The 24133-nt window shown below is 64.4% G+C and carries 22 protein-coding genes; 14 read left to right on the forward strand and 8 right to left on the reverse strand.

Translation table 11 applies throughout. The annotated features are described in order from the left end of the window. The first annotated feature begins 316 nt into the window (after positions 1-316). Both ACFPN5_RS21095 and ACFPN5_RS21100 read left to right on the forward strand, forming a co-directional pair. Positions 317-1225: an FKBP-type peptidyl-prolyl cis-trans isomerase gene (locus tag ACFPN5_RS21095; RefSeq protein WP_379785790.1), complete on the forward strand. Its 909-nt coding sequence runs from the start codon at positions 317-319 to the stop codon at positions 1223-1225. Positions 1226-1235: 10 nt separating this feature from the next. Then, entirely contained in the window at positions 1236-1535 is a 300-nt protein-coding gene (locus ACFPN5_RS21100; RefSeq protein ID WP_379785791.1) for a hypothetical protein, read from the forward strand. Between the two features lie 9 nt (positions 1536-1544). Here ACFPN5_RS21100 and ACFPN5_RS21105 read toward each other — a convergent pair whose 3' ends face one another. Then, positions 1545-2270 carry an SDR family oxidoreductase gene (locus ACFPN5_RS21105; protein ID WP_379785792.1) on the reverse strand — a complete coding sequence of 242 codons (726 nt, stop codon included), beginning with the start codon at positions 2268-2270 and terminating at the stop codon, positions 1545-1547. A gap of 152 nt (positions 2271-2422) precedes the next feature. Here ACFPN5_RS21105 and ACFPN5_RS21110 point away from each other — a divergent pair, with 152 nt between their 5' ends. Then, positions 2423-3412: a GGDEF domain-containing protein gene (locus tag ACFPN5_RS21110; RefSeq protein WP_379785794.1), complete on the forward strand. Its 990-nt coding sequence runs from the start codon at positions 2423-2425 to the stop codon at positions 3410-3412. Between the two features lie 59 nt (positions 3413-3471). Here ACFPN5_RS21110 and ACFPN5_RS21115 read toward each other — a convergent pair whose 3' ends face one another. Further along, complete coding sequence (locus ACFPN5_RS21115) at positions 3472-4524, reverse strand: GlxA family transcriptional regulator (protein ID WP_379785796.1); 1053 nt, start codon at positions 4522-4524, stop codon at positions 3472-3474. 80 nt (positions 4525-4604) lie between these two features. On the opposite strand from ACFPN5_RS21115, the gene ACFPN5_RS21120 reads away from it, so the two are divergent. Next, positions 4605-5975 carry a serine hydrolase domain-containing protein gene (locus ACFPN5_RS21120; protein WP_379785798.1) on the forward strand — a complete coding sequence of 457 codons (1371 nt, stop codon included), beginning with the start codon at positions 4605-4607 and terminating at the stop codon, positions 5973-5975. 4 nt (positions 5976-5979) lie between these two features. Here ACFPN5_RS21120 and murB read toward each other — a convergent pair whose 3' ends face one another. Then, a complete protein-coding gene (gene murB / locus ACFPN5_RS21125) occupies positions 5980-7008 on the reverse strand; it encodes a UDP-N-acetylmuramate dehydrogenase (RefSeq protein ID WP_379785800.1) in 1029 nt (342 codons plus the stop codon). A 156-nt stretch (positions 7009-7164) separates the two neighbouring features. Between murB and ACFPN5_RS21130 the strand changes: the two genes are divergently transcribed. The 3 genes from ACFPN5_RS21130 to ACFPN5_RS21140 all read left to right on the forward strand — a co-directional run bounded on the left by ACFPN5_RS21130 (position 7165) and on the right by ACFPN5_RS21140 (position 11668). Next, positions 7165-7650 (forward strand): YajQ family cyclic di-GMP-binding protein, encoded by a 486-nt coding sequence (locus ACFPN5_RS21130; protein WP_379785801.1) that lies wholly within the window; start codon positions 7165-7167, stop codon positions 7648-7650. Positions 7651-7842: 192 nt separating this feature from the next. Next, positions 7843-9108 carry a nitronate monooxygenase gene (locus ACFPN5_RS21135; protein WP_379785802.1) on the forward strand — a complete coding sequence of 422 codons (1266 nt, stop codon included), beginning with the start codon at positions 7843-7845 and terminating at the stop codon, positions 9106-9108. Between the two features lie 154 nt (positions 9109-9262). After that, entirely contained in the window at positions 9263-11668 is a 2406-nt protein-coding gene (locus tag ACFPN5_RS21140) for an EAL domain-containing protein (RefSeq protein ID WP_379785804.1), read from the forward strand. 6 nt (positions 11669-11674) lie between these two features. On the opposite strand, the gene ACFPN5_RS21145 is transcribed toward ACFPN5_RS21140, so the two are convergent. After that, on the reverse strand, positions 11675-12553 hold the full coding sequence (locus ACFPN5_RS21145; RefSeq protein ID WP_379785805.1) for a CPBP family intramembrane glutamic endopeptidase: 879 nt from the start codon (positions 12551-12553) through the stop codon (positions 11675-11677). Further along, entirely contained in the window at positions 12550-13056 is a 507-nt protein-coding gene (locus ACFPN5_RS21150) for a MarR family winged helix-turn-helix transcriptional regulator (protein ID WP_379785806.1), read from the reverse strand. The genes ACFPN5_RS21145 and ACFPN5_RS21150 overlap by 4 nt, the downstream gene beginning before the upstream one ends. A gap of 138 nt (positions 13057-13194) precedes the next feature. On the opposite strand from ACFPN5_RS21150, the gene ACFPN5_RS21155 reads away from it, so the two are divergent. Genes ACFPN5_RS21155 through ACFPN5_RS21165 form a run of 3 tightly spaced genes read left to right on the forward strand, consistent with a single transcriptional unit; the run spans position 13195 to position 16333 of the window. Beyond that, entirely contained in the window at positions 13195-14103 is a 909-nt protein-coding gene (locus tag ACFPN5_RS21155) for a quinoprotein dehydrogenase-associated SoxYZ-like carrier (RefSeq protein WP_379785808.1), read from the forward strand. After that, positions 14104-15063 carry a quinoprotein relay system zinc metallohydrolase 2 gene (locus ACFPN5_RS21160; protein ID WP_379785810.1) on the forward strand — a complete coding sequence of 320 codons (960 nt, stop codon included), beginning with the start codon at positions 14104-14106 and terminating at the stop codon, positions 15061-15063. Between the two features lie 4 nt (positions 15064-15067). Next, positions 15068-16333: an FCSD flavin-binding domain-containing protein gene (locus ACFPN5_RS21165; protein WP_379785812.1), complete on the forward strand. Its 1266-nt coding sequence runs from the start codon at positions 15068-15070 to the stop codon at positions 16331-16333. Positions 16334-16339: 6 nt separating this feature from the next. Here the strand turns inward: ACFPN5_RS21165 and ACFPN5_RS21170 are convergent, their stop codons facing one another. Beyond that, the gene (locus ACFPN5_RS21170) at positions 16340-17278 is read right to left on the reverse strand and encodes an exopolyphosphatase (protein ID WP_379785813.1); all 939 of its coding nucleotides are present in this window, start codon (positions 17276-17278) and stop codon (positions 16340-16342) included. Positions 17279-17602: 324 nt separating this feature from the next. On the opposite strand from ACFPN5_RS21170, the gene ACFPN5_RS21175 reads away from it, so the two are divergent. The 4 genes from ACFPN5_RS21175 to ACFPN5_RS21190 all read left to right on the forward strand — a co-directional run bounded on the left by ACFPN5_RS21175 (position 17603) and on the right by ACFPN5_RS21190 (position 22245). Then, positions 17603-18901, forward strand: a complete 1299-nt coding sequence (locus tag ACFPN5_RS21175) for a sensor histidine kinase (protein ID WP_379785815.1) — start codon at positions 17603-17605, stop codon at positions 18899-18901. A gap of 106 nt (positions 18902-19007) precedes the next feature. Then, entirely contained in the window at positions 19008-19799 is a 792-nt protein-coding gene (locus tag ACFPN5_RS21180; protein ID WP_379785817.1) for a LytR/AlgR family response regulator transcription factor, read from the forward strand. A gap of 142 nt (positions 19800-19941) precedes the next feature. After that, positions 19942-21108: a PAS domain-containing sensor histidine kinase gene (locus ACFPN5_RS21185; protein ID WP_379785819.1), complete on the forward strand. Its 1167-nt coding sequence runs from the start codon at positions 19942-19944 to the stop codon at positions 21106-21108. A gap of 123 nt (positions 21109-21231) precedes the next feature. Beyond that, positions 21232-22245, forward strand: coding sequence for a porin (locus ACFPN5_RS21190; RefSeq protein WP_379785821.1), 1014 nt, complete (start codon positions 21232-21234; stop codon positions 22243-22245). Positions 22246-22314: 69 nt separating this feature from the next. On the opposite strand, the gene ACFPN5_RS21195 is transcribed toward ACFPN5_RS21190, so the two are convergent. Next, a complete protein-coding gene (locus ACFPN5_RS21195) occupies positions 22315-22977 on the reverse strand; it encodes a class I SAM-dependent methyltransferase (RefSeq protein ID WP_379785823.1) in 663 nt (220 codons plus the stop codon). Positions 22978-23001: 24 nt separating this feature from the next. Further along, positions 23002-23940 (reverse strand): CysB family HTH-type transcriptional regulator, encoded by a 939-nt coding sequence (locus tag ACFPN5_RS21200; RefSeq protein ID WP_379785824.1) that lies wholly within the window; start codon positions 23938-23940, stop codon positions 23002-23004. Positions 23941-24133: the final 193 nt, after the last annotated feature.

A 24133-nucleotide genomic window follows, 5' to 3' on the forward strand; every position in this document is an offset into this window, starting at 1 on the left:
TATTACAACTAATCGGATGGTTCTTTTGTTATTGGTAAGAAGAAATCCGTGATGAACTGGGGAGGAGAATATGCACGCACCGCTGATGGATACGTCGTCCGTTGTTGCTTTTCATAAGTTTATGCTGCCCGACTGCAATTTACACACGCAGCACGGGATAGCCTTGTTACGGATTGCGTTGATGCGGAAAGTTCTCGTATTGGCTGCCTGCGCGGGATTGGGCGCATGCGGCGGCGGAGGCGGTGGAGGCACCACTACAGAGGCAAGCGCCGCTGTGCCGCCACCGGCCGCCGCCGCGCCCCCCACGACACCGCCAGTGACGCCGCCGGCAGTGCCGCCCGTCACCACGTCGGCGCTGGCGAAATATGCCGGGACCTGGTACGGACCCTGCCAGGGCCGGGTTCAGGACACGGCCACGCTGGCCATGGACGCTGGCGGGGCGAATGCCCTGCAGCTGAAGCTGGTGCGCAATTTTCATGACGCGAGCGGCTGCAGCGGCACGGCGCTCGCCTCCGAGACGCTGAGCGCCGACTTCTCGCTCACGTTCACCAGCACGGCGCTTGCCACGGCAGTCCTGGCGCCCACTGCCGCCCCGGTACAGGCAACGCTCGACCTGGTGACGATCGCGATACCGGCCTACACGCGCACTCGCAGCGGCCCGGCCGTGACCACGACAGTGGACAACGGCGTGCGCAACTGGTGCATCGCGTATTCCGATGGACCGGTCTGCAGTCTTGATGCCGGGCAGCAGCCGGCGGCGAGCGCGCCGAGCGCCCTCACCCTCGACCAGGGCGAGCTGGTCCTGCTTTCGCCGGCGGGAGGGGGCTACCTGGCCGACAGCCGCTATACGAAAGACCGGGCGAGCACACCGCAGGGCCAGGGTCCAGCCTTCCAACGCATCGACACCGTGGCGGGCACCGGCACGCTGGCAAGCTCAGGGCGCAGCCTGACGGTGCATTACACCGGCTGGCTGTACGATGCCGGCAAGGCCGACTTCAAGGGTGCGCAGTTCGACACCTCCATCGGCAAGACGCCGTTCACGTTCCGGCTCGGCGCCGGGCAGGTGATCCAGGGCTGGGAACAGGGTCTGCCGGGCATGCGCATCGGCGGCAAGCGCACCCTCATCATTCCCGCCTCGATGGCCTATGGCCGCGCGGGCAGCGGCAACGGCATCCCGCCCGACGCGGCCCTGGTGTTCGAGGTCGAACTCATCGACGTGCAATAAGGGTCGCCGCATGACCAGCCTGACCATGCCGATGGACGGCAATGCGGCCGCACGCCTTGATGGGCCGGGGATGGAGAACGCCTTCGCTTTCAGGGAGCGCCAGGGGGACCGGCGCGCCGACCCGGTGCTCGGCGCCCTGATCGACGTGGCCATCGCCTATCGCGACAACCTCGGCTCCCGGGTGGCAGAAGCCTTCCTGCGCGAAACCGGCGTGCCGGAGGCCGTTGCGCAACGCGTGCTCGATCGTTCTGCCCGCCAGCGCACGCTGGTGCCGCGGCGGCGGCCGCGCGGGGTACCCGAGCCATTTTAGCCAGGCAGCTCAGGCATTGCGCAGGTCGTCGACCGGGCGGTCGCCGAAGCCCGGCGCCAGCAGGTAGTCGACCAGCTTCGCCGCGCAGGCCTCGGGCGAACTCAAGGCGCCTTCCTGCTTCAGCTGCACGAAGCGCTCCTTCAGCGGGAAGCGTTCTTCGGGCGTGGCGCGGATTTCGGCCTGCATGCCGGTGTCGATCACGCCGGGCGCCAGGCTGCAGGCGCGCACCGCCGGGTCGCCGTCGAGCGCCACCGCTTCGGCATGGCGGTCGAGCGCGGCCTTGGTGGCGCAGTAGACGCTCCAGCCGGGATAGGCGCCCCGCCCCGCTCCGCTCGACACGTGCAGGATGCGCCGGTGCGCGTCAGGATTCGCGCGCACGGTGGCGGCGGCCAGCGCCAGCGGCGCGGCCACGTTCAGCGTCACCGCCCGGACGGCGCCCCCCGGGTCCTGCGCGGCCAGCGGGCCGACGGGCCAGACCACCCCGGCGTTGTTCACCAGCAGCACGGCGCCCTCGCCTTTTAGATAATCGGCGAGCGCGGCGCCGGCCAGCCAGCCCGTCAAGGCGGCGCTGTCGGACAGATCAACCTGGAGCTCGGTCAGCAGGCCGGGGAAGCGCGCGGTCAGGCCGGGTGCGTGGCCACGGGCCAGGCCCAGCACCGGAATACCGCGCCCGAGCAGTTCGGCGGCGATGGCGGCGCCCAGGCCCTTGCTGTGGCCGGTCACGATGGCTTTCATTGGGGTTCTCCTCTTGAGTAATGACGCGAGGATAGCCGATCTGCCTTGCACGCCGCAGACCGTTGTAAGCAGGCACGCGAGATGGGCTAAATGCAACAATTTGTCATTGCCTCGGGGTAGAATGGCCCGCCCAGACCACTTCATCCGATTCGATGTCACCTGCCCTTGCATTCCAGCCGCCCCACCTCCCATGCCGCGTGCTGCTGGTGGGTGCGCCGCCTTTCGCCGCCGCCCTGCGCGAAATGCTGCATGGCGCCGACGATATCGAACTATTGCTGACGGACGCCGCCGGCGCCGCCCGCCAGGCGGCCGCCACGCGTCCGTCTGTCATCATCCGCGCCCTCGCGGGCGCCGAGGATTGCAGCGAATTCCTGCGCGCCTGCCGCCAGGACGCGGCGCTGCGCGAGCTGCCGCTGCTGGTGCTGGCCCCCGGCTGTGATGGCAGCCATCGCGACGCCGCCTTTGCCGCCGGCGCCACCGATTACCTGTCCGCGCTGCCGGGCAGTGCCGAAATGCTGGCGCGCCTGCGCTACCACGCGGCCGTCGGCCGCGCCGTGGAGGAGCATCAGGACACGCTGCGCCGCTTGCGCGACAGCCAGGGCACCCTGGCCCGCATCCAGTCGCAACTCGACCGCCACGCCGGCGTCGATCCGCTCACCGGCATTCCGAGCCGTACGCGCTTCGACGAGTCGGCACAGGCCGAATGGGCGCGTGCGCGCCGCAACGGCCAGCCGCTCTCGCTGCTGGTGTGCGACGTCGACAATTTCGGTCATTTCAACGAGCGCCTCGGGCGCGAGGCTGGCGACCTGTGCCTGCGCAAACTGGCCGGCGTGCTGACCGGCCAGCTCAAGCGCCCGTCGGACCTGGCGGCGCGCTTCGAGGGCAAACGTTTCGCGATCCTGCTGCCGGACACCAAGCTCGATGGCGCGGTGCAGGTGGCCGAGGCTTGCCGTGGTGCGCTCGAACGCCTGGCCCTGTCGCACCCGCTGCCGGAGCGCCGCATCGTCACGATGTCGGTCGGCGTGGCCACCACGGTGCCGTCCGAGGATAGCCAGTTCGAGGCCGTCGTCGTCCGTGCGCATGAAGCGGCGAGCGCGGCAAAAGCGCGCGGCCGCAACCGCGTGATGGCCTTCCGCGCTTAGACGCGCCCGACAATGCCGCGCGGCCTGCCGCCGGCACAGGATGGCAGCACATGCCGCATTCAGGCAAATCGGGACTGATACTCGCTCGGCAGTACACCAAGCTGGGTGGTAAAGGCGCGGCGCAGATTGTATTCGGTGGTGTATCCACATTCGCGCGCTGCCTGCTTGACGGTCATGCCTGGCCGTTCGAGCATCAAACACGCGTTTTCCATTCGTAATCGCGCCAGGAGCTGGGCCGGCGTGATGTCGGCTTCAAGCCGTAATTTGCGGTGCAGGGTGCGCACGGACAGCGCACATGCTGCCGCCATGTCTTCGATACGCACTTGCCGCTTGAGACGCGGCCGCAGCCAGGCCGTCAACCGGGCATACACGCCCCCCTCGTGCGATGGCGATGGCAGCTCGGAGCTGAATTGCCGCTGTCCTCCCGGCCGCTTCAGGAACAGCACGAGCCGTTTTGCCACGGCAAGCGCGGCCTGGCGCCCCAGATCCTCCTCGACCAGGCTCAAGGCCAGATCCATGCCGGCACTGATGCCGGCGGATGTATAGAACTTGTCGTCTTTCACATGGATGGCGTCATCCACCACCATGAGCGACGGATGCCGGGATCGAAGTTCCGCAAGGTCCTGCCAATGCGTGACGGCGCGGCGCCCCTCGAGCAGGCCAGCGCGCGCAAGGACGAAAGCGCCGGTACAGACGCCGCAACAACGCGCCACCGTGCCGCTGGCGCGCTCGACCCACTGCAGGCTTAGCCGGCCGGCGGCAGTATCGCGCGAAGGCAGGTCTTTGACGCGCCCACCGGCCACGATCATCGTTGCACCGCAGAGCTCACGCTGCGGCAAGGCCTGCGTCAGGACGCTGACGCCAGCCGATGAGGTGACCGAACCGCCGCCAGGCGCGGCCAGGCGGATGCGATAGGGCGCCGTCAACCCGGCATCGGTCGCTTCGTCATTTGCAGTTGAAAAGACCTGGATCGGCCCGGTGGCGTCCAGCAGCAGGAAATTGGGGAACACAACAATCCAGACGTCGATCGGGAAACGCAGGGTTCCGCTTTCTGGCGTGCCGGTTTGAACAGGTGGCAGAGGGAAACGTGGCATTGGCAGATATTCATCCATCGCTGTCATTTTTGTCAACGCTGGCCTCGCTACAATGCCCGCAGTTTCCGGAATATGACTTCACTTTGAATGGATGGGACATGCGCTTTCGTTTTTTCCTTGTATTGATAACGGGCCTGCTGGCCAAACCGCTGTGGGCCGATCAACTTGACGATGCGATCGTGCGCGAGATGGCGCGGCGCCACGTTCCCGGTGTGGCGGTGGTCGTCATCAAGGATGGCCGGATCGTCCGTGAACAAGGATATGGCCTGGCCAACGTCGAGCACGGCGTTCCCGTGACACCCCGCACCGTTTTCCAGTCCGGATCGACGGGCAAGACATTCACCGCAGCCCTGGTGCTGCTGCTCGCGCAAGACGGCAAGCTGAAACTCGATGACCCGGTGTCCCGCTATCTCGACAAGACGCCCAGGGCCTGGGACGGGATCACGATCCGCCATCTTCTCACCCATACCTCCGGCCTCGGCGACCCCTACCAGAAAATCGACCTTCGCAAGGATTACACGGACGAAGAGCTGATCGCGCTGGAAGCGACGCTCCTCCTGCTCTTCGCTCCGGGCGAGCGCTTCAACTACAGCAATGCCGGCTATCACCTGCTCGGCTTCATCGCCAACAAAGCCGGCGGCAAATTCTGGGGCGACCAGGTCCGCGAACGCATCTTCGCGCCGCTCGGGATGGGCGCGCGCGTGATCAGCGAAGCGGACATCGTCCCGCATCGGGCGGCGGGATACGAATGGGCCGATGGCAAGCTGAAAAACCAGGACTGGGTGTCGCCGAGCCTGAACCGGACCGCGGACGGCACGATTCACCTGACCGCGCACGACCTGGCCTTATGGGCCCAGGCACTCGATGGCGACAAGATCCTCGACGCGCGCTTGCGCGATGCGAGCTTCACCCCACCCCGCCTGGCCGACGGGAGGACCGGCCCTTATGGTTTCGGCTGGTATATCGGCAGCCAGAACGGCCGGCGGACCATCCTGCACGGTGGCGCTTGGCAGGGCTTTAAAACCATCATCCAGCGTTATGTCGACGACAAATTGACGGTCATTGTCCTGGCAAACTCGAAAAACGCCAGGCAGGGCAGGATCGCCGACATGATCGCAGCGCATTATGTGCCGGCCCTGGCCATTGTCCGGTCCAAGCCCATCAGCGACACCGAACCAGGCGTCACCGCGCGGGCACGCGCAGCGATCGGCCAGCTCGCCGCCAACCAGATGCCGGAAGGCTTGTCCGAATCGGAGCGCAAGCGCTTCACGCCACAGTGGATCAAGATCGTCGCCGATGAGCTCACCGGCGCCGGCCCGCTTGCCAGCGTCGACCTGCTGGCGCGCGCCAGCGAGGATGGCAAGCAGCGTTTTCGCTATCGCTTCAGTTTCAGGGACGAGACGATGATCGTGTCGCTGCTGCTGGGCCCGAAGGGAAGCATCGACAGCCTTGGCATCTCGCTGGAGTGAGCCTTCAGACGAACACCGGCTCCGGCTCGAGTTGCACGCCAAAGCGTTGCAGCACATCGTCCTGGATCGCGCGCGCCAGCGCCATTACCTCGGCGCCCGTCGCCCCGCCATTATTCACCAGCACCAGCGCCTGCTTCGGATAGACCCCGGCGGCGCCGATCCCCTTCCCTTTCCAGCCGCACTGGTCGATGAGCCAGCCGGCGGCCAGCTTTTCGCTGCCGTCCGGCTGGCTGTGGTGCACCAGTTGCGGGTGACGCGCGAGCAAGGCCTCGCACTGGGCCTGCGTCACGACCGGGTTCTTGAAGAAGCTGCCGGCGTTGCCGATCTCGAGCGGGTCGGGCAGCTTGCGGCGGCGGATGGCGACGACCGTGTCGCTCACCTGGCGCGGGGTCGGCTGAAGGACGCCCGCCGCGTCCAGCTCCCTTGCCAGTTCGGCGTAACGCAGGTTCGGCTGCCAGGCGCGCGGCAGGGCGAAGGTCACGTCGAGCACGATCAGGCCGGCGCCTTCGGGGTGCTTGAAGATGCTGTCGCGGTAGCCGAAACGGCAGTCTTCGCCGCGCATGGTGCGGCGCGAACCGCTTGCCGGGTCGAACACCGTCAGCGAATGGAAGACATCCTTGATCTCGAGGCCATAGGCGCCGATATTCTGGATCGGGGCGGCGCCCACGGTGCCGGGGATAAGCGACAGGTTTTCCAGCCCGCCCAGTCCCTGGTCGAGCGTATAGCCGACGAAGCCATGCCAGCTTTCGCCGGCGCCGGCGCGCACCAGCACAGCGCCATGCTCCTCGCCCACGACCGCGCGGCCCGCGATCGCCATGTGCAGCACCAGCGCGTCGACGTCGCGCGTGAGCAGGACGTTGCTGCCGCCGCCGAGGACGAAGCGCGGCAGCGCCGCCAGCGCCGCGTCGGCGTGCAAACGCTCCAGCTGGCCGGCGTCAAGCACGCGCAGGTAGCGCCGGGCACGCGCCGCCAGGCCGAAGGTATTGAAGCGTTGCAGCGGGAAGTCGTGTTCGATGGGGAGAATCGGGTGCATGGGTGCCGGAGAAGAGCGGAAAACCGTCCGATTATAGTGCCAACCAGGGTGGCAAGCCCGGCTGCGACGGCAAAAACCATCGTCGTCGCCAGCCTTGTCCGTTAAAATACCGCCAATCCCAAATTCAGCAGTAACAGACAGATAAAGGAAACCGCCATGCCATCGTTTGACGTGGTCTGCGAAGCAGACATGGTCGAAGTGAAGAACGCCGTCGAGCAATCGAACAAGGAAATCACCACCCGCTTCGACTTCAAGGGGAGCTCGGCCAAGGTCGAGCAGAAAGAGCGCGAACTGACCCTGTTCGCCGATTCCGACTTCCAGCTGAGCCAGGTACGCGACGTGCTCGTCAACAAAATGACGAAGCGCAAGGTCGACGTGCGCTTCCTCGACGAAGAAAAGATCGAGAAGATCGGCGGCGACAAGGTCAAGCAGCTCATCAAGGTGCGCAACGGCATCGAGACCGAGGACGCCAAGAAGATCACCAAGGCGATCAAGGAAAGCAAGATGAAGGTGCAAGCCAGCATCCAGGGCGAAACCGTGCGTGTCACCGGCGCCAAGCGCGACGACCTGCAGGCCGCGATGGCCCTGCTGAAAAAGGACATCCAGGACTTGCCCCTGGCATTCAATAATTTCCGTGATTAATCAGGCAGTCAATTAATCAGGTTTAATAATAAACTGGAGCGGCGCCCGTGCGCCGCCCGGCCACGTCCCTCCCGTCGACGCACGCCCCGTTCCGGCCCCATGCCCTTGGGGTAGAATGAGGGCTGCAAAAACTCGCTCTTCTGCAATAGCGCGGCTTCGGGCGAAGGCAACTTTGGTAGTCTAAGGATAGCAATGAAACGTGTTGATGATTTCCGCCTGCGTCTGGGCAACAAGGAATATGTGCCCATCATGATCGGCGGAATGGGCGTGGACATTTCGACCTCGGAGCTCGCGCTGGAAGCGGCGCGCCTGGGCGGCATTGGCCATATCTCGGATGCGATGGTGCAGGACGTGTCGGACCGCAAGTTCGATACGACCTTCGTCAAGGACAAGACCAAGCTCTACAAGTTCAACATCAACAACATGGACAAGGCGGTGGTGCAGTTCGACCTCGAGCGCCTGGCCGAGGCGACCCGCCTGCACGTGGGCGCGACGATGGCGGCGAAAAAGGGCGATGGCCTGATTTTCGTGAACTGCATGGAAAAGCTGACCATGAACGCGCCGAAGGAAACGCTGCGCGTGCGCCTGTCGTCGGCGCTGGACGCCGGCATCGACGGCATCACCATGTCGGCCGGCCTGCACCTCGGTTCGTTCGAGCTGATCAAGGACCATCCGCGCTTCCGCGAAGCCAAGCTGGGCATCATCGTGTCGTCGGTGCGCGCGCTGCAACTGTTCCTGCGCAAAATCTCGCGGCTGAACCGCCTGCCCGACTTCATCATCGTCGAGGGCCCGCTGGCCGGCGGCCACCTGGGCTTCGGCTCGGACTGGAGCAAATACGACCTGCACACGATCATCGACGAAATCCTGGCCTACATGCGCGAGGAAAATATCGATATCCCGCTGATCGCGGCCGGCGGCGTGTTCACCGGCTCGGACGCCGTGAGCTTCCTCGAAAAAGGCGTCGGCGGCGTGCAGGTGGCGACGCGCTTCACCGTGACCCACGAATGCGGTCTGCCCGACAATGTCAAGCAGGAGTATTTCCGCGCCAGCGAAGAAGACATCATCGTCAACGGCATTTCGCCGACCGGCTACCCGATGCGCATGCTGAAAAGCACGCCTGCCATCGGCTCGGGTATCCGTCCGGGCTGCGAGTCCTACGGCTACCTGCTCGACGCCACCGGCAACTGCGCCTATATCAACTCGTACAACCGCGAGGTGCTGGCCAATCCCGAGGTCAAGAACCCGCCGGTGCTGGACAAGACCTGCCTGTGCACGCACATGCGCAATTTCAATTGCTGGACCTGCGGCCACTACACCTACCGCCTGAAGGACACGACCCACAAGCTGGACGACGGCAACTACCAGATCCTGAGCGCCGAGCACGTGTTCAAGGACTATCAGTTCAGCGTGGGCAACGAGATCGCCCTGCCGCCACTTGCGGAAAGCGCAGTGGCGTAAGCCGCACCGGTCCGGAATGACGAGCCCAGGGGGCCGTGGCGGGAGCTGCGGCCCCTTGTCTTTTGTTTTTACACAGTCGCGACACGACTGGCGGGAACGCGCGTAAGCTTAGCGAGTCCAACTGAGGTTGCCCATTTCGCGAAAGGCGCCCAGCATGACCACCGCCGTACCGACTGTCAATGCCGCGTTCCTGCTCGACGGCACTGGTAACATCGCGGCCTGGAACAGTGCCTGCGAGCACCTGCTTGGATTCACCGCAAGTGCCGTCATCGGCGAGCCGCTCGGCGCCTTGCTCATCGGTACCGATCCACAGGACAGCCGCGAACGCTGGCAGGGCCTGGCGGAAAACGACGGCCACACCAGCCGGGTCGTACTGCGCCATGCGGACGGCGGCACCGTCAATGCCGAGCTCACGCTCCAGCCCCAGACCGGGCTGGATGGGACCACCCGCACCTGGGTCGCCGCCATCAACAACGTCCACGACGACGCCACGCCCGAGTCGGTACTGGTCGGGCGCACCCCGCTTGCCCGGGTCGTGGACGTCCTGCCCGGCACCTTCTATGCGCTCAACCGCGACGGCCGCTTCGTGCTGTGGAACCGCAACCACGAGCGCATCACGGGGCTCACGCCCGAGGAAACGGGCGCCACCAATGCCCTCGAACTGTTCGACCTGCAAACCCGCCCGATGATTGCCGAGCACATCCGCCGCGTGTTCGAGAACAACGAGGAAGTCCTGCTCGAAGCCGATGTCATCGCGCGCAGCGGCCATGAAACGCCAATGCTGCTGTGCGGCTCGCGCATCGACTGCAATGGCGGGCAGTACCTGTTCGGCATGGGGCTCGACATCTCCGAACTGCGCCGCCAGCAAAGTGCCCTGCGCCTGCGCGAGCGCGCCCTGCACGCCGCCAACAACGGCATCGTCATCACCCGCATCGAGGGGACGGACTGCCCGATCGAATACGTCAACCCCGCCTTCGAGCGCATCAGCGGCTACGCCGCCTTCGAAGTCATCGGGCGCGACTCGCGCTTCATGGCCGCGCCCGGCATGGATACGAACGAACGCGCTCGTGTGCACGATGCGATCGCGGCGCGCCAGGCGATCAACGTCGTGTTCCGCAACCTGCGCAAGAACGGCGAGCTGTTCTGGAACGACCTGAGCATCACGCCGGTGCTCGACGAGCATGGCGATGCCACCCATTTCATCGGCATCATCATGGACGTGACCGCGACCAAGCAGCGCACGGCCCACCTCGAGCACGAGGTCAACCACGACGCCCTGACGGGCCTGGCCAACCGCAACCTGCTGTGGGACCGGCTCGAGCAGGCGTTGCACCTGTCGCAGCGCCAGAAGTCACTGGTCGCCGTCGTGCTGATCGACCTGAACAATTTCAAGGCCATCAACGACAGCTTCGGCCACGAAGCGGGCGACGTCGTGCTGAAGGTGGTGGCGCGGCGCCTCCAGGCCTCGGTGCGCGACAGCGACACGGTGGCGCGCCTGTCCGGCGACGAATTCGTGCTGGTGCTGGTCAACCAGCCCTCGCTGCGCTTCACGCTGCGCATGATCGAGCGCCTGCGCCAGGGCCTGAACCAGCCGGTCTCGTTCATGCACAAGGAAATTGCCGTCGGCGCCAGCCTGGGCGTTTCCGTGTACCCGCACGACGGCGTGACGGCGGCCGACCTGATCCGCGCGGCCGACGTCGCGATGTACCACGCCAAGGCGACCGGGCGCGACGAGGTCCACTTCTTCTCGACCGACATGAAGTCGACCACCGAAGCGCGCCAGGAGCTCGACTCGGGCATGTCGCACGCGATCGAGCGCAACGAACTGTTCGTCCTGTACCAGCCCTCGATCGACGCGCGCAGCGGGCGCGTGAAATGCTTCGAAGCCCTGCTGCGCTGGCGCCATCCCGTGCACGGCGTGCTGCTGCCCTCCTCCTTCCTCCAGGAAGCCGAGGAAAACGGGCGCATCGTCCAGTTCGGCAGCTGGGTGCTCGACCAGGCCTGCCTTTTTCTCGCCGACCTGAAGACCTTCGGCGTGGTCGACGTGCCGGTCACGGTGAACGTCTCGGCGCGCGAGTACGGCCAGCAGGACTTCGTCTCCGGACTTGCTTCGCGCCTGGTGCAATACGGCCTGGCGCCGGACAGCCTGCAGATCGAGCTGCGCGAAGAAACCCTGATCCGCAACCCCGGCCAGGTGCGCGACCTGGCCGGCCAGCTGCGCCAGCTCGGCCTGACGCTGTCGGTCGACGAATTCGGCCACGGCATGTCCGACCTCGGCTTCCTGCGCGAACTGTTCGTCGGGCAGCTGAAGCTGGCCAAGGAAGCGGTCCATGCGATCGCCGACGATCCCGACGGCGGCGAAGGCAGCACCATGGCGCGCACCCTGATCGATATCGGCCACAACCTGAAAATGCCGGTCATCGGCGAAGCGGTCGAAACACGGGCGCAGATGGACTTCCTCACCTCCCACGGTTGCGACGCGCTGCAGGGCATGCTGTTCGGCGAACCGATGGCGCCGGAACTGGCGCGCGAGATGGTGCGCGACCGGATGCCGGCGTAAGGAGGATTACCGGGGCGCTCGGCGTCGCCGCGCCGCGACGAAGTGGCCTTTTGCCCATGCCAGCCGCAGGAACCAGCCGCCCACCAGCACCAGGGCCAGCAAGGTCAGTACCGAGGCCTCGAGTCCATAACTGCCGCCGGTGATCCAGCCGGGGCCGGTCATTTTACCGACCAGCAAGCCATTGCTTTCGTTTCCAGATACCGCAATCGAAAAAATCGTGCCCAGCGTGTAGTTCCAGGCGGCGTGGATGCCGATGCACAGCCACAGGCGGCGCGTCAGCATGTAGGCCGCGGCAAAAAAGGCGCCGGCGACGACCGTGATGCTGATCGAGAGCAGACCCGCACCCTCATTCGGGAGATGGAGCAGCCCGAACAGCATCGCAGAGATGAGGATCGCAGGCCAGCTGCCGAGGGATTCCTCGGTGATCCGGAAAACGATACCGCGCCCGATCACTTCCTCGAGGACGCCGACAAACAGCATGACAGCCAGCGGCTGGCCGATCTTCATGGTCCAGGCATTTGTCCCACTCAGTTCGTAGAAGCCCAGCGCATACAGGATGCCGATCTCAACTGCGACCATGGCCGCGCCAATCAGGAGCCCAAGGGCAAATTCGGGGATCGCCCCGGCGCGGGACAGCTCGGCCACCGGTCGCTTTTCGACATAACGGACATAGGACGCATACGTCAGCAAGACCCCGATGGCGCTGATGATCTCGGGCCACATGATGCGCGCATCCTTGTCTGCAATCGCCGACGCAATGGAGAAGGTCACGCCTGCGGACGCCGCAGCGAGCACCACCGCCAGAATAATTTTTATCAAAGAAAAGCGCAGCAGCCGCCTTCCCCACCCTTGGTGCGCTGGCGCAGTGCTCGAGACTGTTGTCATCTCTTCTTTCCCTGTCGTTGTGTGGAAGTTGAATCGAGGCGCGCCCGCGCTTCGCGGATACGCGCACCGAAGGGTTTTGCCTGCAGTGCTGAAATCGCCTCGGCGAGGCAGATTGAAAGCGGCGTCGCCAGCCGGGTGGCCAACTCGGCATCGAGCTCGTCAGCTGCGGCTTTGGTCGCTGCCCAGCAGGCCTCCAGCGCCGGCAGCAGGTCCTTGCCCTGCGCGCTAAGCCTGACGAGTCGCTGGCGCCCATCCACGCCCGCTTCGACCGTGACCAGCCCTTCCTTCTTCATCAGGCTGACCGTCTGCGTGGCCGCCGGCTGGGTGATGCCGGCGGCCGCCGCGATGTCGCCGATGGATGCCGATTCCAGAGCCTGCAGCGCGCGCATGACGGGCGTGTAGCGCGGACGATATGCGAGCCCCGCGTCCTTGTATTGCTGGGCCACATCGCCGTCGAGCAGGTCGATCAGGTGGCGCAGTTGGGTTCCGAGTCCTTGTTTCATGTTCAAATACTAGCACCGTTTATATAAGCGCTTATGTATTGTTTCAGACCTTTGCACCGCAAGCTGCCTGGCAGTGATTTCCTTGCCATTCAGGCAGTTTTTGTGGCTGCGTAAAATACGATTCCTACAACAGATTTCATGGGGTATAGTCGTCGTATCGGTGACGGCAACAGGGCGCCAGTTTCGGAAATGACATCGTGTATCCACCCATGGATAAAGGTTGATTTGATGAATAATCGTCTGCAGGGCGCGCGGTATGGGAATTTGTTCTTGAGCCTGGCAACGCTGGCTTTGCTGGCCTGTCCGCTGCGCTCGCCCGCCCAGGAGGTCGATGCAGCCTGGGCGGCATTGCAAACCTCCTACTTCCCCGGCAAGAAACTGGAAGCGGCGCCTTTCATCCGCCTGACTGCGCCCGCGCGCGCGGCCAGCGGCGACCAGGTGCCTTTCGCTTTCAGCATCGAGCATCCGATGACTGCAAAGCAGTACATCAAATCGGTCACCGTGTTCGTCGATACCAATCCTGTGCCCGTGACCGCGGTGTTTCACTTCAACCCGCAGAGCGGCAAGGCGGAAATTTCCACCCGAATTCGTTTTGAATCCGAGTCCCCGGTGCACGTCGTCGCCGAAACGAACGACGGCAGATTCTATGTGAATGCCACGACCGTGAAGGCGTCCGGCGGTTGCGGCGGCCCGGCACTCGGTGACAATGCGGAAACGGCGGCAGCGGCAGGAAAAATGAAGATCGCGCTGGACGCGCCATTCAAGCGCGGAGAGATCAACAAGGCCAGGCTGTTGATCAAGCATCCGATGTACACCGGTTTGCAGCGCGACCTGACCACGAATGGCTTCCGGCCGGCCTGGTTCATCGACAAGATCGACGTCACGTATAACGGCAAACCGGTCATGACGGCGGACACGTCCATCGGCATCAGCGAAAATCCTTCCCTCCAGTTTGGCTTCGTCGCCGACCAGCCCGGCGCCCTGCAAGTCGCCATACGCGACAACCAGGGCGCCACCTTCCGCCAATCGCTCGACATCGGAGGCTAGATGCGCCTGCTCCGCCTGGCCTGGCTGCTGGCAGCCGCCGCTGCCGCGCAGGCGGGCGCGCAGGTTGGCGCGCAAATTAGCCCACCGCCGCTGAAGGTCGAGCAAGTCGCGCCGGGCGTGTATGTGCACATCGGGCAGCACAAGGACTTCGAGGACGGTTACGACGGCGATATTGCCAACATCGGCTTTGTGGTCGGCAGCGAAGCGGTCGCGGTCATCGATACGGGCGGCTCGTACGCCGTCGGCATGGCCCTGAAAGAAGCGCTGCGCAAGATCACCCGGCTGCCGATTCGCTATGTGATCAATACGCATGGGCACCCCGACCACGTCTTCGGCAACGCCGCCTTTATCGATGCCGATCCTGCCAGGGCCGGCGCGCAACCGCGTCTGATCGGCCATGCCATGCTGCCCCAGGCGATGGCCTCGCGGAGCAGCACCTACCTGCGCAACCTGAAGCAACAACTGGGCAGCGCGGCTGCCAACAGCACGCTGATCGCACCCCGTGAAACGGTCCGGCACCGTCTGACCCTCGATCTCGGCGATCGAAAGCTGGAACTGACTGCCTGGCCGAAGGCGCATACGAACCATGACCTGACCGTGTTTGACGCCACGACCGGCACCCTGTGGACGGGCGATTTGCTCTTCATCGAGCGCACGCCTTCCCTCGACGGCGATGTCGAAGGCTGGCTCTCCGCCATGGATGCATTAACCAACCTGAAGGCTGCCAGGACCATCCCGGGGCACGGCCCTGTTACCCGCGATAAAGACCAGGCGCTGGCCAGGCAGCGAGCCTACTTGGCGACCCTGCTGCAGGACGTGCGCGCCAGCATCCGCACAGGCGCCGACATGACCGCTACCATGGCAACGGCAGCCGCCTCGGAACGGCCGCGCTGGCAACTCTTCGACATCGTCAACCGGCGCAATGTGAACCTGCTCTACCCCGCCCTGGAATGGGAGTGAGGCGATGCGCAGGCGCGATTTTCTCGGGTTGGCGCTGGCCGGACCGGCCTGGGTCTCGATGGCTGCGGCAGCCGGCAAACGCCGCCAGGCACACCATTCCCGGCTGGGGCGTGTCGTCGTCGTCGGCGCCGGCTTCGGCGGCACAACGGCGGCCAAGTATGTGCGGCTGCTCAGCGGCGGGCGCATCGACGTCATCCTGGTCGACCAGAGGGCCGATTTCATTTCCTGCCCGGTCAGCAACCGCGTGCTGGGCGGCCAGAAAACGCTCGAGCAACTCACCTTTGGCTACGATTCGCTGCGCCAGCATCACGGCGTCAAATTCATGCGGGGCCGCGTGACCGCGATCGATGCGGACCGGTCGCAGATCGTGATGGCAGGACAAAAGCTGGCGTATGACCGGCTGATCGTCGCCCCCGGCATCGACTTCATTTTTGATGACTTTCCGATGCTTGCCGGCGCGCAGCAGCAGATTCCCCATGCGTGGCGGGCGGGGCCGCAGACGCGCAATCTGCACCGGCAGCTGGAGGCGATGCGCAATGGCGGCGTCTTCACCATCGTGGTTCCAGCGCAGCCTTATCGCTGCCCGCCTGCGCCCTATGAGCGCGCCTGCCAGGTCGCGTTTTACCTGAAAACGCAGAAACCCCGGTCAAAGATCGTGGTGCTCGATGCCAATCCCGTCATCACGTCGAAACGCGCCCTGTTCGAGCGGGCATGGCGTGACCTGTATCCGGGCATGATTGACTACGTGCCGGGCAGCGAGCTGCAGGGAGTCGAGGTGGCAACGAAGACCGTCAGGACCGCGTTCGACAAGGTCAAATCGGATGTGCTGAACATCATCCCGCCGCAGCGGGCGGGCCGGATCACGCAGGACTGCGGCCTGGCCAATGTCGAGCGGCGCTGGTGCGAAGTCGACTTCCTCAGCTACGCGTCGAAGGTCTTGCCGCGTGTTCATGTCATTGGCGATGCGATCGAATCCGGCTTGCCGAAATCGGCCCACATGGCCAATGCGCAGGCAAAGATCTGCGCGCGCGCCATCGTCGACCTGATGCTGGGACAGGCGCCCGACCCGTCCCCGGCCTTTGCGAATACCTGCTACAGCTTTATCGACGACAGGCAGGCGATGCACGTATCGACGCTCTACCGCTATGATCCGGCAACAAGGAGCATGCAGGCGGACGGCAGCGGTTTCCTGTCGGAGCAACCATCGGCACAGGAAGGCGCCGATGCCGATGCGTGGGCGCAGCACATCTGGACCGATGTGCTCAGGTAGGCGGCATCAGCCTTCGCTCGTGATGCGATGGATCAGCGCCCCCAGCACATCCTCGGCCATGTCGTTCGACACCTGGCAGGTGCCGGCGTTTTCATGCCCGCCGCCGCCGTATTCGAGCATCAGGGTGCCGATGTTCGTGTTCGATGTGCGGTTCAGAATCGATTTGCCGGTCGCGAACACCGTGTTCTGGTTTTTCAGGCCCCACAGCATGTGGATCGAGATGTTCGTCTCCGGGAACAGGGCGTAGATGATGAAGCGGTTGCCGGCAAAAATCGTCTTCTCCTCGCGCAAGTCGAGCACGACGAGGTTGCGGTGCGCGCGCGCGCAGCGGCGGATCTGCTGCTGGCACAGGTTGGCGTGCTCGAAATACAGGGTCGTGCGTTCCTGCACATCGGGCATGGCCATGATCTCGTCGATCGAATGCTGGCGGCAGGCCTCGATCAGCGCCATCATCAGCTGGTAATTCGAAATCCGGAAATCGTGGAAGCGGCCGAGGCCGGTGCGCGCGTCCATCAGGAAGTTCAGCAGGTTCCAGCCGGCCGGCTGCAGCACTTCCTCACGCGAAAAGCGCGCGCTGTCGGCCTTGTCGACGGCCGCCATCATGTCGGCCCAGGCCGCCGGGAACACCCCTGCGCCGCCATAATGGTCCCAGACCACGCGCGCGGCCGAGGGGGCATGCGGGTCGATCACGTGGTTGGCGCGCGCGCCGGTGTTGCGGATCGTCTCGGACAGGTGGTGATCGAACGCCAGGTAGGCGCCGGACACGTACGGCAGGTTGGTGGTGATGTCGCGCCCGCTGATCGCGATTTTTCCATCCTGCATATCCTTCGGATGGACGAACAGGATGTCGTCGATCAGGTCCAGGTGCTTGAGCAGGACGGCACACACCAGTCCATCGAAATCGCTGCGGGTAACGAGGCGGAATTGATTCGGAACGACAGACATCGGCACACCCTTTCATTGAAGTTTGGGCACTGGAACGTCGTTTTATCATACCGTGCAAAGTTTCCTATTGTCAGGTTCTATCTGCCCTTTTGGCAGGTGACAAGCGGCCTCGGCACTCCGGCGTGCATTCCACGCCCCGCTTCCTGCAGGCTGTCGCAAAGCGCATCCCCCGTCCGGGTCGGCCGGGTAAGGTTGTAACATTCCAACACTTATCCCTGATGGATATCCATGCAGGAAAGTACTGCCAGAGTAGCTTTTTGGCACCAGCTTGCGGGGACGCGGTACACTCGCTCCCGCCCACGAATCGACGACCAGACCCAGACCATGCAAGCCCGTAGCTCCACCCACCATCAATTTGCCGGCATCCTGTCGTCGCTGTACCGCGCCTTCGACGCGGTCGCGACCTGGGTCACCCAGCTGTCGTGGTGGATGTTTTTCCTGTTCGCGGCGCTGGTGCTGATCGCCGGTGTCATCCTCGAGGACATGTTGTTCTCCAGCAGCAGCGTCGACAGCGCGGCCGCCGAGCGCGCCGCGCGCCGCGACCAGACCAGTATCGTGATCGACGACAGCGGCATCCGCTTCAACCCGCGCAACAAGCCGCGCGTCGCGGGACCCGAGGTGCCGCCGCAGCCGCCGGCGCCGCCGGGCGTGCCGGACGCGCCGCCAGCGCCGCCGGCTCCCGGTGCCGCCGGGGCGGATGGCGCGCTGCCAGCACCGGACGCCGCGCCGCTGAAAGGCATGCAAGCGAACGGCCAAGGGGTCCACATCGAATTGCCGCCGCAGATCGCCGAAGAGCTGTCGGTCGCGATCGAAGGCGCGGTCGACGATGCGGCCGAGGCGAAAGTGTCGCGTTATCACAAACAGGCATCGACCTGGTTCACCAGCTTCGTGCTGCTGCTGGTGCTGACCCTGTTCGGCATCAAGGCCCTGATGGGCGGCAAGAAACGCGCGGAACAACAAACCCGCAGTGCAAATGCCGCCGCCGAGCGCGAGTCGATGCAGCGCCAGTTGTCGGAAGCGAAGATGCAGATGATGCAGGCCCAGGTCGAGCCGCACTTCCTGTTCAACACGCTCGCCTCGGTCGAGCACCTGATCGAGACCAATCCGCCGCGCGCCTCGGCCATGCAGCGCAGCCTGATCCAGTACCTGCGCGCGGTGCTGCCGCAGATGCGCGACAACACGCTCGTCACCAACCTCGGGCGCGAAGTGGACATGGTGACGGCCTACCTGGACCTGCTCAAGATGCGCATGGAAGAACGCCTGACGGTGGACATGCACATCCCCGACAATCTGCGCAGCGCCGCTTTCCCGCCGATGATGCTGCAGTCGATGGTCGAGAACGCCATCAAGCACGGCCTCGAATGCAAACCCGAGGGCGGCACCCTGAAGGTCCATGCCGACGTCGCCGACGGCAAGCTGCGCGTCACCGTCACCGACGATGGCGTCGGTTTTGGCGTGGTGCCGAGCACCGGCACCGGGCTCGGACTGCCGACCATCCGCGAGCGCCTGCGCCTGTTGCACGGCGACGCCGGCCAACTGCATATCGCGGCCAACAGCCCGACCGGCGTGATCGCGATGGTCGAGGTGCCCTACCAGGTTTCGCGCGGGCCGGAGTCGCGGTAAGCCCTGCGGCACGCCGCAGTCAGTTCGCAGGCGCTCACTTCCCGCCTTGCCTCCGGCGCGATTTCGTTGAATAATTGTTACTTCATTTTTCCTACCGGATCATACGATGCCTACCGCGATAATTGCCGACGATGAAAGATTGATGCGCGACCAGCTGCGCATGCGCCTGGAGCAGGTGTGGCCGGAACTGGAAATCGTGGGCGAAGCCAGGAACGGCGAGGAAGCCGTGGAACTGGTCGGCCAGCACCAGCCCGACCTGACCTTCCTCGACATCCGCATGCCCGGCAAGACCGGCATGGAGGCGGCGCGCGAGATCGGCGAGCGCAGCCAGATCGTGTTCGTCACCGCCTACGACCAGTATGCGGTCGAGGCCTTCGAGCGCGGCGCCGTCGATTACGTGCTGAAACCCTCGGAGCCGGAGCGCCTGAAGGTGACCGTCGAGCGCCTGAAGGAACGGCTGCGCGCGCGCCAGGCGAACTCGGGTGCGCCGGGTACGCCCGTCATGGCGGTGAACGAGAGCGTCACCGCGATGCTGTCGCAGCTGGCGGAAAAGATCGCCGCGCCCAAGCCGAAGCACCTGCAATGGATCCAGGCCAGCATCGGCCAGGACCTGCGCATGATCCCGGTCGAGGACATCCTGTTCTTCCGCTCGGACGAAAAATACACCTGCGTGCAGACCGCGACATTCGAGGCGCTCATCAGGAAGCCCGTGCGCGACCTGGCCGACGAACTCGATCCGGCGCTGTTCTGGCAGATCCACCGCGCCACCCTCGTCAACGTCAACGCGATCGAGGGCGTGACGCGCGACATCCGCGGCCGCCACCTGGTGCTGGTCAAGGGGCGTTCGGAGAAACTCGAAGTGAGCCGCAGCTTCCTGCATCTGTTCAAACAAATGTAGGTTCGTTTCGTGGGGAGGGGTAATTGCTCCCTGTTCGCATTCTCCGCTTGCCGCATTTGTGCCTGCTCAACCATACAAACCTGCGCGCGCCGTATCGTAGCGTTTGGTCCGCGTGCGCGGACGTTACCGCAGGCATATCCACATGAAACGACGGCGCAGTGCGCTCCCGAGCAAGCGGGGCCTGGCGATGTTCGCGCTTGGCTACCTGACCGCGCGCCTGGTGGGCCGCACCAGACAGGTCCTTGGTGGCGTCGTGCTCGATGCTCCCCAGGTCCAGAGCCGGCGCATCGTCCACAACGCCGGTGAAGCCATCGTCTCGGCCGACGACCACAGCCGCATCGTGCTGGCCAATCCGGAGGCGGCCAGCATGTTCGGCGTGAGCGTGCAGCAGATGCAGGGCAGCCCGCTGGAGCGTTTCATCGAGGCCCCGAGCGAGCATCATGGCGCACCGCCCGACTTCTTCCGCGCCGACGGCCGTGCCGGCCGCCGCGGCACCGATTACGCCGGCACCGGCCTGCGCGCCAGCGGCGAGCGCTTTGCGCTCGAAGGCTCGATCGGCGACACGCTGCAGAACGGGCGCACGCTCTACACGATCATCCTGCGCGACGTTTCCGAGCGCCAGCGCGTGCAGCACAAGCTGGCGCGCTCGCACGACCAGTTGCGCCAGCTCTCGAGCGCGCTGCAGACGATCCGCGAAGAAGAACGCACCCACATCTCGCGCGAACTGCACGACGACCTCGGCCAGCTGCTCGCCTCGCTGCGCATGGACCTGACCCTGCTGCACGAGACCTGCGGCCGCACCCCGGAAGCGCTGCACCTGATCAAGGGGATGGACGGCAACCTGCTGACGGCGATCACCTCGCTGCGGCGCATCGCGACCAATCTGCGCCCGCGCGCCCTCGACGAAGGCGGCCTGTACTTTGCGCTGCAGGGATTGCGCGACGATTTCATCGAGCGCCATGGCATTGCCTGCACCTTGCTGGCCGACGAAGCCGAGCTGCGCCTCGACGACGGAGCCAGCACCGCGATCTTCCGCATCGTCCAGGAGGCGCTCACCAACGTCGCGCGCCATGCGCAAGCCTCGAGCGTGACGATGAACCTGTACCGCATCGACCACCAGCTCCTGATCACGATCCGCGACGACGGCCGCGGCATCCGCGAAGAAGACATGGACAAGGCCGAATCGCTCGGCCTGATCGGCATGCGCGAGCGGGTCTGGGCCCTGAAGGGCGAGATTTCCGTCAGCGCCGACGAGCCGCCCGGCACCCGCATCGATATTGTGCTGCCCATTGCGGACCATATCGTTTAGCCGCTTTGCCGCGCAGCTGTTTCCAGTTGTCATGAGGACGACATATTCTCTCGATAAGATGGCTTGACCTTGAGTTTGCCAACATGGCAACTCAACCTTTCGCCACACTTATTGGAGATCTTCATGCACTACAAAGCCCTGGCCGCCGCGCTGATCACGACCCTGCCGCTGCTCGCGCACGCGCAGAGCAACGTCACCATCTACGGCACCATGGATGCAGCCGTCGCCATCGAGGATACGGATGCGCCGGGCGAAAAGCGCCGTACCGTCGTCAATTCGGGCAACCAGTCGAGCAGCCGCCTGGGCTTCCGCGGCACCGAGGACCTGGGTAATGGTTTGAAAGCCATGTTCAACATCGAAGCGGGTGTCGCGCTCGACACCGGCGCCGCCGACTCCGCCTTGTTCGGCCGCCGCGCCGTGGTCGGCCTGCAAGGCGGCTTCGGCCAGCTGACCGTCGGCCGCGAATACAGCCCGATCGCCTCGGTTGCCGCCGCCACCGACGTCTTCGGCCAGGGCTTCTACGGCAGCAACCTGTCCGCGTTCACCACCAACCGCCTGACGCGCCGTCTGGCCAACTCGGTCAACTTCAAGAGCGCCCCAGTGGCCGGCTTCAGCCTGCTGGCAGCCTGGTCGGCTGGCGAACGCACCGTCGAACCGTCGGGCGACCTGACGGGCGTGGCGCTGGAATATGTGAACGGCCCGTTCTACGTTGGCGCCGGCTACCATCGCCTGGAGCGCATCGTCTTCCACCACGACTCGGAGCGGGTCCTCGGCGCAGGCTACAAGCTGGGCAATTTCGACTTCAAGGCGAACTACCTGTCGGCCGACCAGGCCGGCTCGAACAACAAATTCGAGCAGACCAACGTGGGCGCAGCCTATGGCATCGGCGCGAACAAGTTCTTCGTGAACCTGCAGCGCAACGAGATCGAGAGCGGCGCCCGCGGCAATGCCTGGGCGATCGCGGCGAGCCACTCGCTGTCGAAGCGCACCAACCTGTACACGAGCTACGGCACCGTGCGCAACAACGCACGCGCCGTGTTCGGGCTGAACTCGTCGTCGACCAACGTGACGCCGCCGGCGACCGCGCTGGGCGCGGATCCAAGCGCGTTCACCGTAGGTGTGCGTCACATGTTCTGATAGGGGATGGCAGGCGCCGTGAGGATACGCGGCGTTTGCCGGAGGGATGTAATAACGCCCGACCGGGCGTTATTTCAACTTGCAGGTCAAAATCCAGAAAAACTCCACCCGCTCGATCCTGATATCTTTGGCCACGTTCCCCAGCCGCTTGCGCAGGGCGCTGTCGGACTGGTAGCTTTTCGGCACTTCGAAGCGTTCGCCGGAAGGCAGCGTCAGGATTTCATAGGTCGTGCCGTCGGCATCCGTCTTCGCGATGGTTTCGCTGAAGCCTTCCACGAACGAATCGTCCAGCAGCACCAGCAGCACATCCTTGCCCAGGCGCTTCTTGAGCGTCGCCAGCAAACCTTCCTGCTCTTTCTTGTTCAGGTGCGACCACAGGAAGCTGACCAGCACCGCGGTTATCTTGCCAACTTCGTTGCCGATATCCTCAGGCAAATCCAGCGCGTCCGCCACGCGGAAGGTGACTTTCCCCTCCGGCATGCCACGCTCGCGCGCGATGTCGACCAGCGAGGCGTTGATGTCGACCGCCACCACCGATTGAGCCGACTCCGCCACCACTTCGGTCCAGAAGCCGGTGCCGCAGCCCAGTTCCAGCACCGTGTGCCCCGACAGCAGAGTGCCGAGGTGGATGCTCATGTCGTCGATGTCTTCGTCCATGTCCGGCTCGAGGTACTTGTCCTCGAGCGCTTCGCCCAGCAGGGCGTAATATTTCGCAACTTGTTGATTGTTCATTTTTTTCTCTTACAGCTCATCGCTTTACAGTTCGTAATTATCGCCGCCGCGCATCGCCGCCTCGACCATCTTGCGCGTCAGGCTCGGCGCCAGCAGTTCGATGAAGGTATAAATATAGCTGCGCAGGTAGGCGCCCTGCTTCACCGCCACGCGCGACACATTCATGCCGAACAGGTGCCCGACGGGAATGGTGCGCAGGTTGCGGTCGCGCTCGGCATCGAAGGCCATGCCGGCGATGATGCCCACACCCATGCCCAACTCGACATAAGTCTTGATGACGTCGGCGTCGATGGCCTCGAGCAGCACGTCCGGTTTCAGTTCGCGCAGGGAAAAAGCGTGGTCGATCTTGCTGCGCCCGGCAAAGGCGGCATCGTAGGTGATGAGCGGATAGCTGGCAATTTCTTCCAGCGACACCGCCTTCGAGCGGAGCAACTCGTGTTCCGGCGGCACCACCACCACATGCTCCCACTGGTAGCACGGCAGGGTGACGAGGCCGTCTATCGCGGCAATTGCTTCGGTCGCGATCGCCAGGTCGGCCTGGCCGCTTTTCACCATGTCGGCGATCTGCTTCGGATTGCCCTGGAGCAGAGACAGGCGCACCTTCGGGAACTTGACCATGAAGGCCTGCACCACCTTCGGCAACATGTAGCGCGCCTGGGTGTGCGTAGTGGCAATCGTAAAACTGCCGCTGTCATGGGCCGCGTATTCCTTGCCGATACGTTTCAGGCTGTCGATTTCCTGCATGATCAGCTCGACCGAGGCCAGCACCAGCCGCCCCGGCTCGGTCAGCCCACGGATACGCTTGCCGTGGCGGGTGAAGATGTCGACGCCGAGCTCTTCTTCGAGCTCGATGATGGCTTTCGAGACGCCCGGCTGGGACGTAAACAGGGCCTTGGCCGCGTCGGTCAGGTTGTAGTTCTGGCGCACGGCTTCGCGCACGAAACGGAGTTGGTGAAGGTTCATTCCTGTTGTTGTGTGTGTGAAATCGCGTAGCCGTTATTTTATGCGATTGCTTATGCTCCTACCGTATATAAGCAAATAAATTGTCAGTCGTTTGGAATAAGGCCTGCAGCGCTTACCATTCAGGCTAGTTTAAGGGACCTCGAGAAACCGTAGCGAGCGGAAGGAGTTTTGGCCGAGAAGCGCAGCTGTACTT

This window comes from Massilia niabensis, assembly GCF_042655085.1.
Taxonomy (GTDB): Bacteria; Pseudomonadota; Gammaproteobacteria; order Burkholderiales; family Burkholderiaceae_D; genus Telluria; species Telluria niabensis.

Coding starts and splice junctions, on each gene's coding strand:
- ACFPN5_RS21100 (WP_379785791.1), top strand. CDS start 1,236: ATGACCAGCCTGACCATGCCGATGGACGGCAATGCGGCCGCACGCCTT.
- ACFPN5_RS21190 (WP_379785821.1), top strand. CDS start 21,232: ATGCACTACAAAGCCCTGGCCGCCGCGCTGATCACGACCCTGCCGCTG.
- ACFPN5_RS21110 (WP_379785794.1), top strand. CDS start 2,423: ATGTCACCTGCCCTTGCATTCCAGCCGCCCCACCTCCCATGCCGCGTG.
- ACFPN5_RS21130 (WP_379785801.1), top strand. CDS start 7,165: ATGCCATCGTTTGACGTGGTCTGCGAAGCAGACATGGTCGAAGTGAAG.
- murB (WP_379785800.1), bottom strand. CDS start 7,008: ATGCACCCGATTCTCCCCATCGAACACGACTTCCCGCTGCAACGCTTC.
- ACFPN5_RS21175 (WP_379785815.1), top strand. CDS start 17,603: ATGCAAGCCCGTAGCTCCACCCACCATCAATTTGCCGGCATCCTGTCG.
- ACFPN5_RS21160 (WP_379785810.1), top strand. CDS start 14,104: ATGCGCCTGCTCCGCCTGGCCTGGCTGCTGGCAGCCGCCGCTGCCGCG.
- ACFPN5_RS21120 (WP_379785798.1), top strand. CDS start 4,605: ATGCGCTTTCGTTTTTTCCTTGTATTGATAACGGGCCTGCTGGCCAAA.
- ACFPN5_RS21165 (WP_379785812.1), top strand. CDS start 15,068: ATGCGCAGGCGCGATTTTCTCGGGTTGGCGCTGGCCGGACCGGCCTGG.
- ACFPN5_RS21185 (WP_379785819.1), top strand. CDS start 19,942: ATGAAACGACGGCGCAGTGCGCTCCCGAGCAAGCGGGGCCTGGCGATG.
- ACFPN5_RS21180 (WP_379785817.1), top strand. CDS start 19,008: ATGCCTACCGCGATAATTGCCGACGATGAAAGATTGATGCGCGACCAG.
- ACFPN5_RS21115 (WP_379785796.1), bottom strand. CDS start 4,524: ATGGATGAATATCTGCCAATGCCACGTTTCCCTCTGCCACCTGTTCAA.
- ACFPN5_RS21195 (WP_379785823.1), bottom strand. CDS start 22,977: ATGAACAATCAACAAGTTGCGAAATATTACGCCCTGCTGGGCGAAGCG.
- ACFPN5_RS21135 (WP_379785802.1), top strand. CDS start 7,843: ATGAAACGTGTTGATGATTTCCGCCTGCGTCTGGGCAACAAGGAATAT.
- ACFPN5_RS21170 (WP_379785813.1), bottom strand. CDS start 17,278: ATGTCTGTCGTTCCGAATCAATTCCGCCTCGTTACCCGCAGCGATTTC.
- ACFPN5_RS21145 (WP_379785805.1), bottom strand. CDS start 12,553: ATGACAACAGTCTCGAGCACTGCGCCAGCGCACCAAGGGTGGGGAAGG.
- ACFPN5_RS21140 (WP_379785804.1), top strand. CDS start 9,263: ATGACCACCGCCGTACCGACTGTCAATGCCGCGTTCCTGCTCGACGGC.
- ACFPN5_RS21155 (WP_379785808.1), top strand. CDS start 13,195: ATGGGGTATAGTCGTCGTATCGGTGACGGCAACAGGGCGCCAGTTTCG.
- ACFPN5_RS21105 (WP_379785792.1), bottom strand. CDS start 2,270: ATGAAAGCCATCGTGACCGGCCACAGCAAGGGCCTGGGCGCCGCCATC.
- ACFPN5_RS21150 (WP_379785806.1), bottom strand. CDS start 13,056: ATGAAACAAGGACTCGGAACCCAACTGCGCCACCTGATCGACCTGCTC.
- ACFPN5_RS21200 (WP_379785824.1), bottom strand. CDS start 23,940: ATGAACCTTCACCAACTCCGTTTCGTGCGCGAAGCCGTGCGCCAGAAC.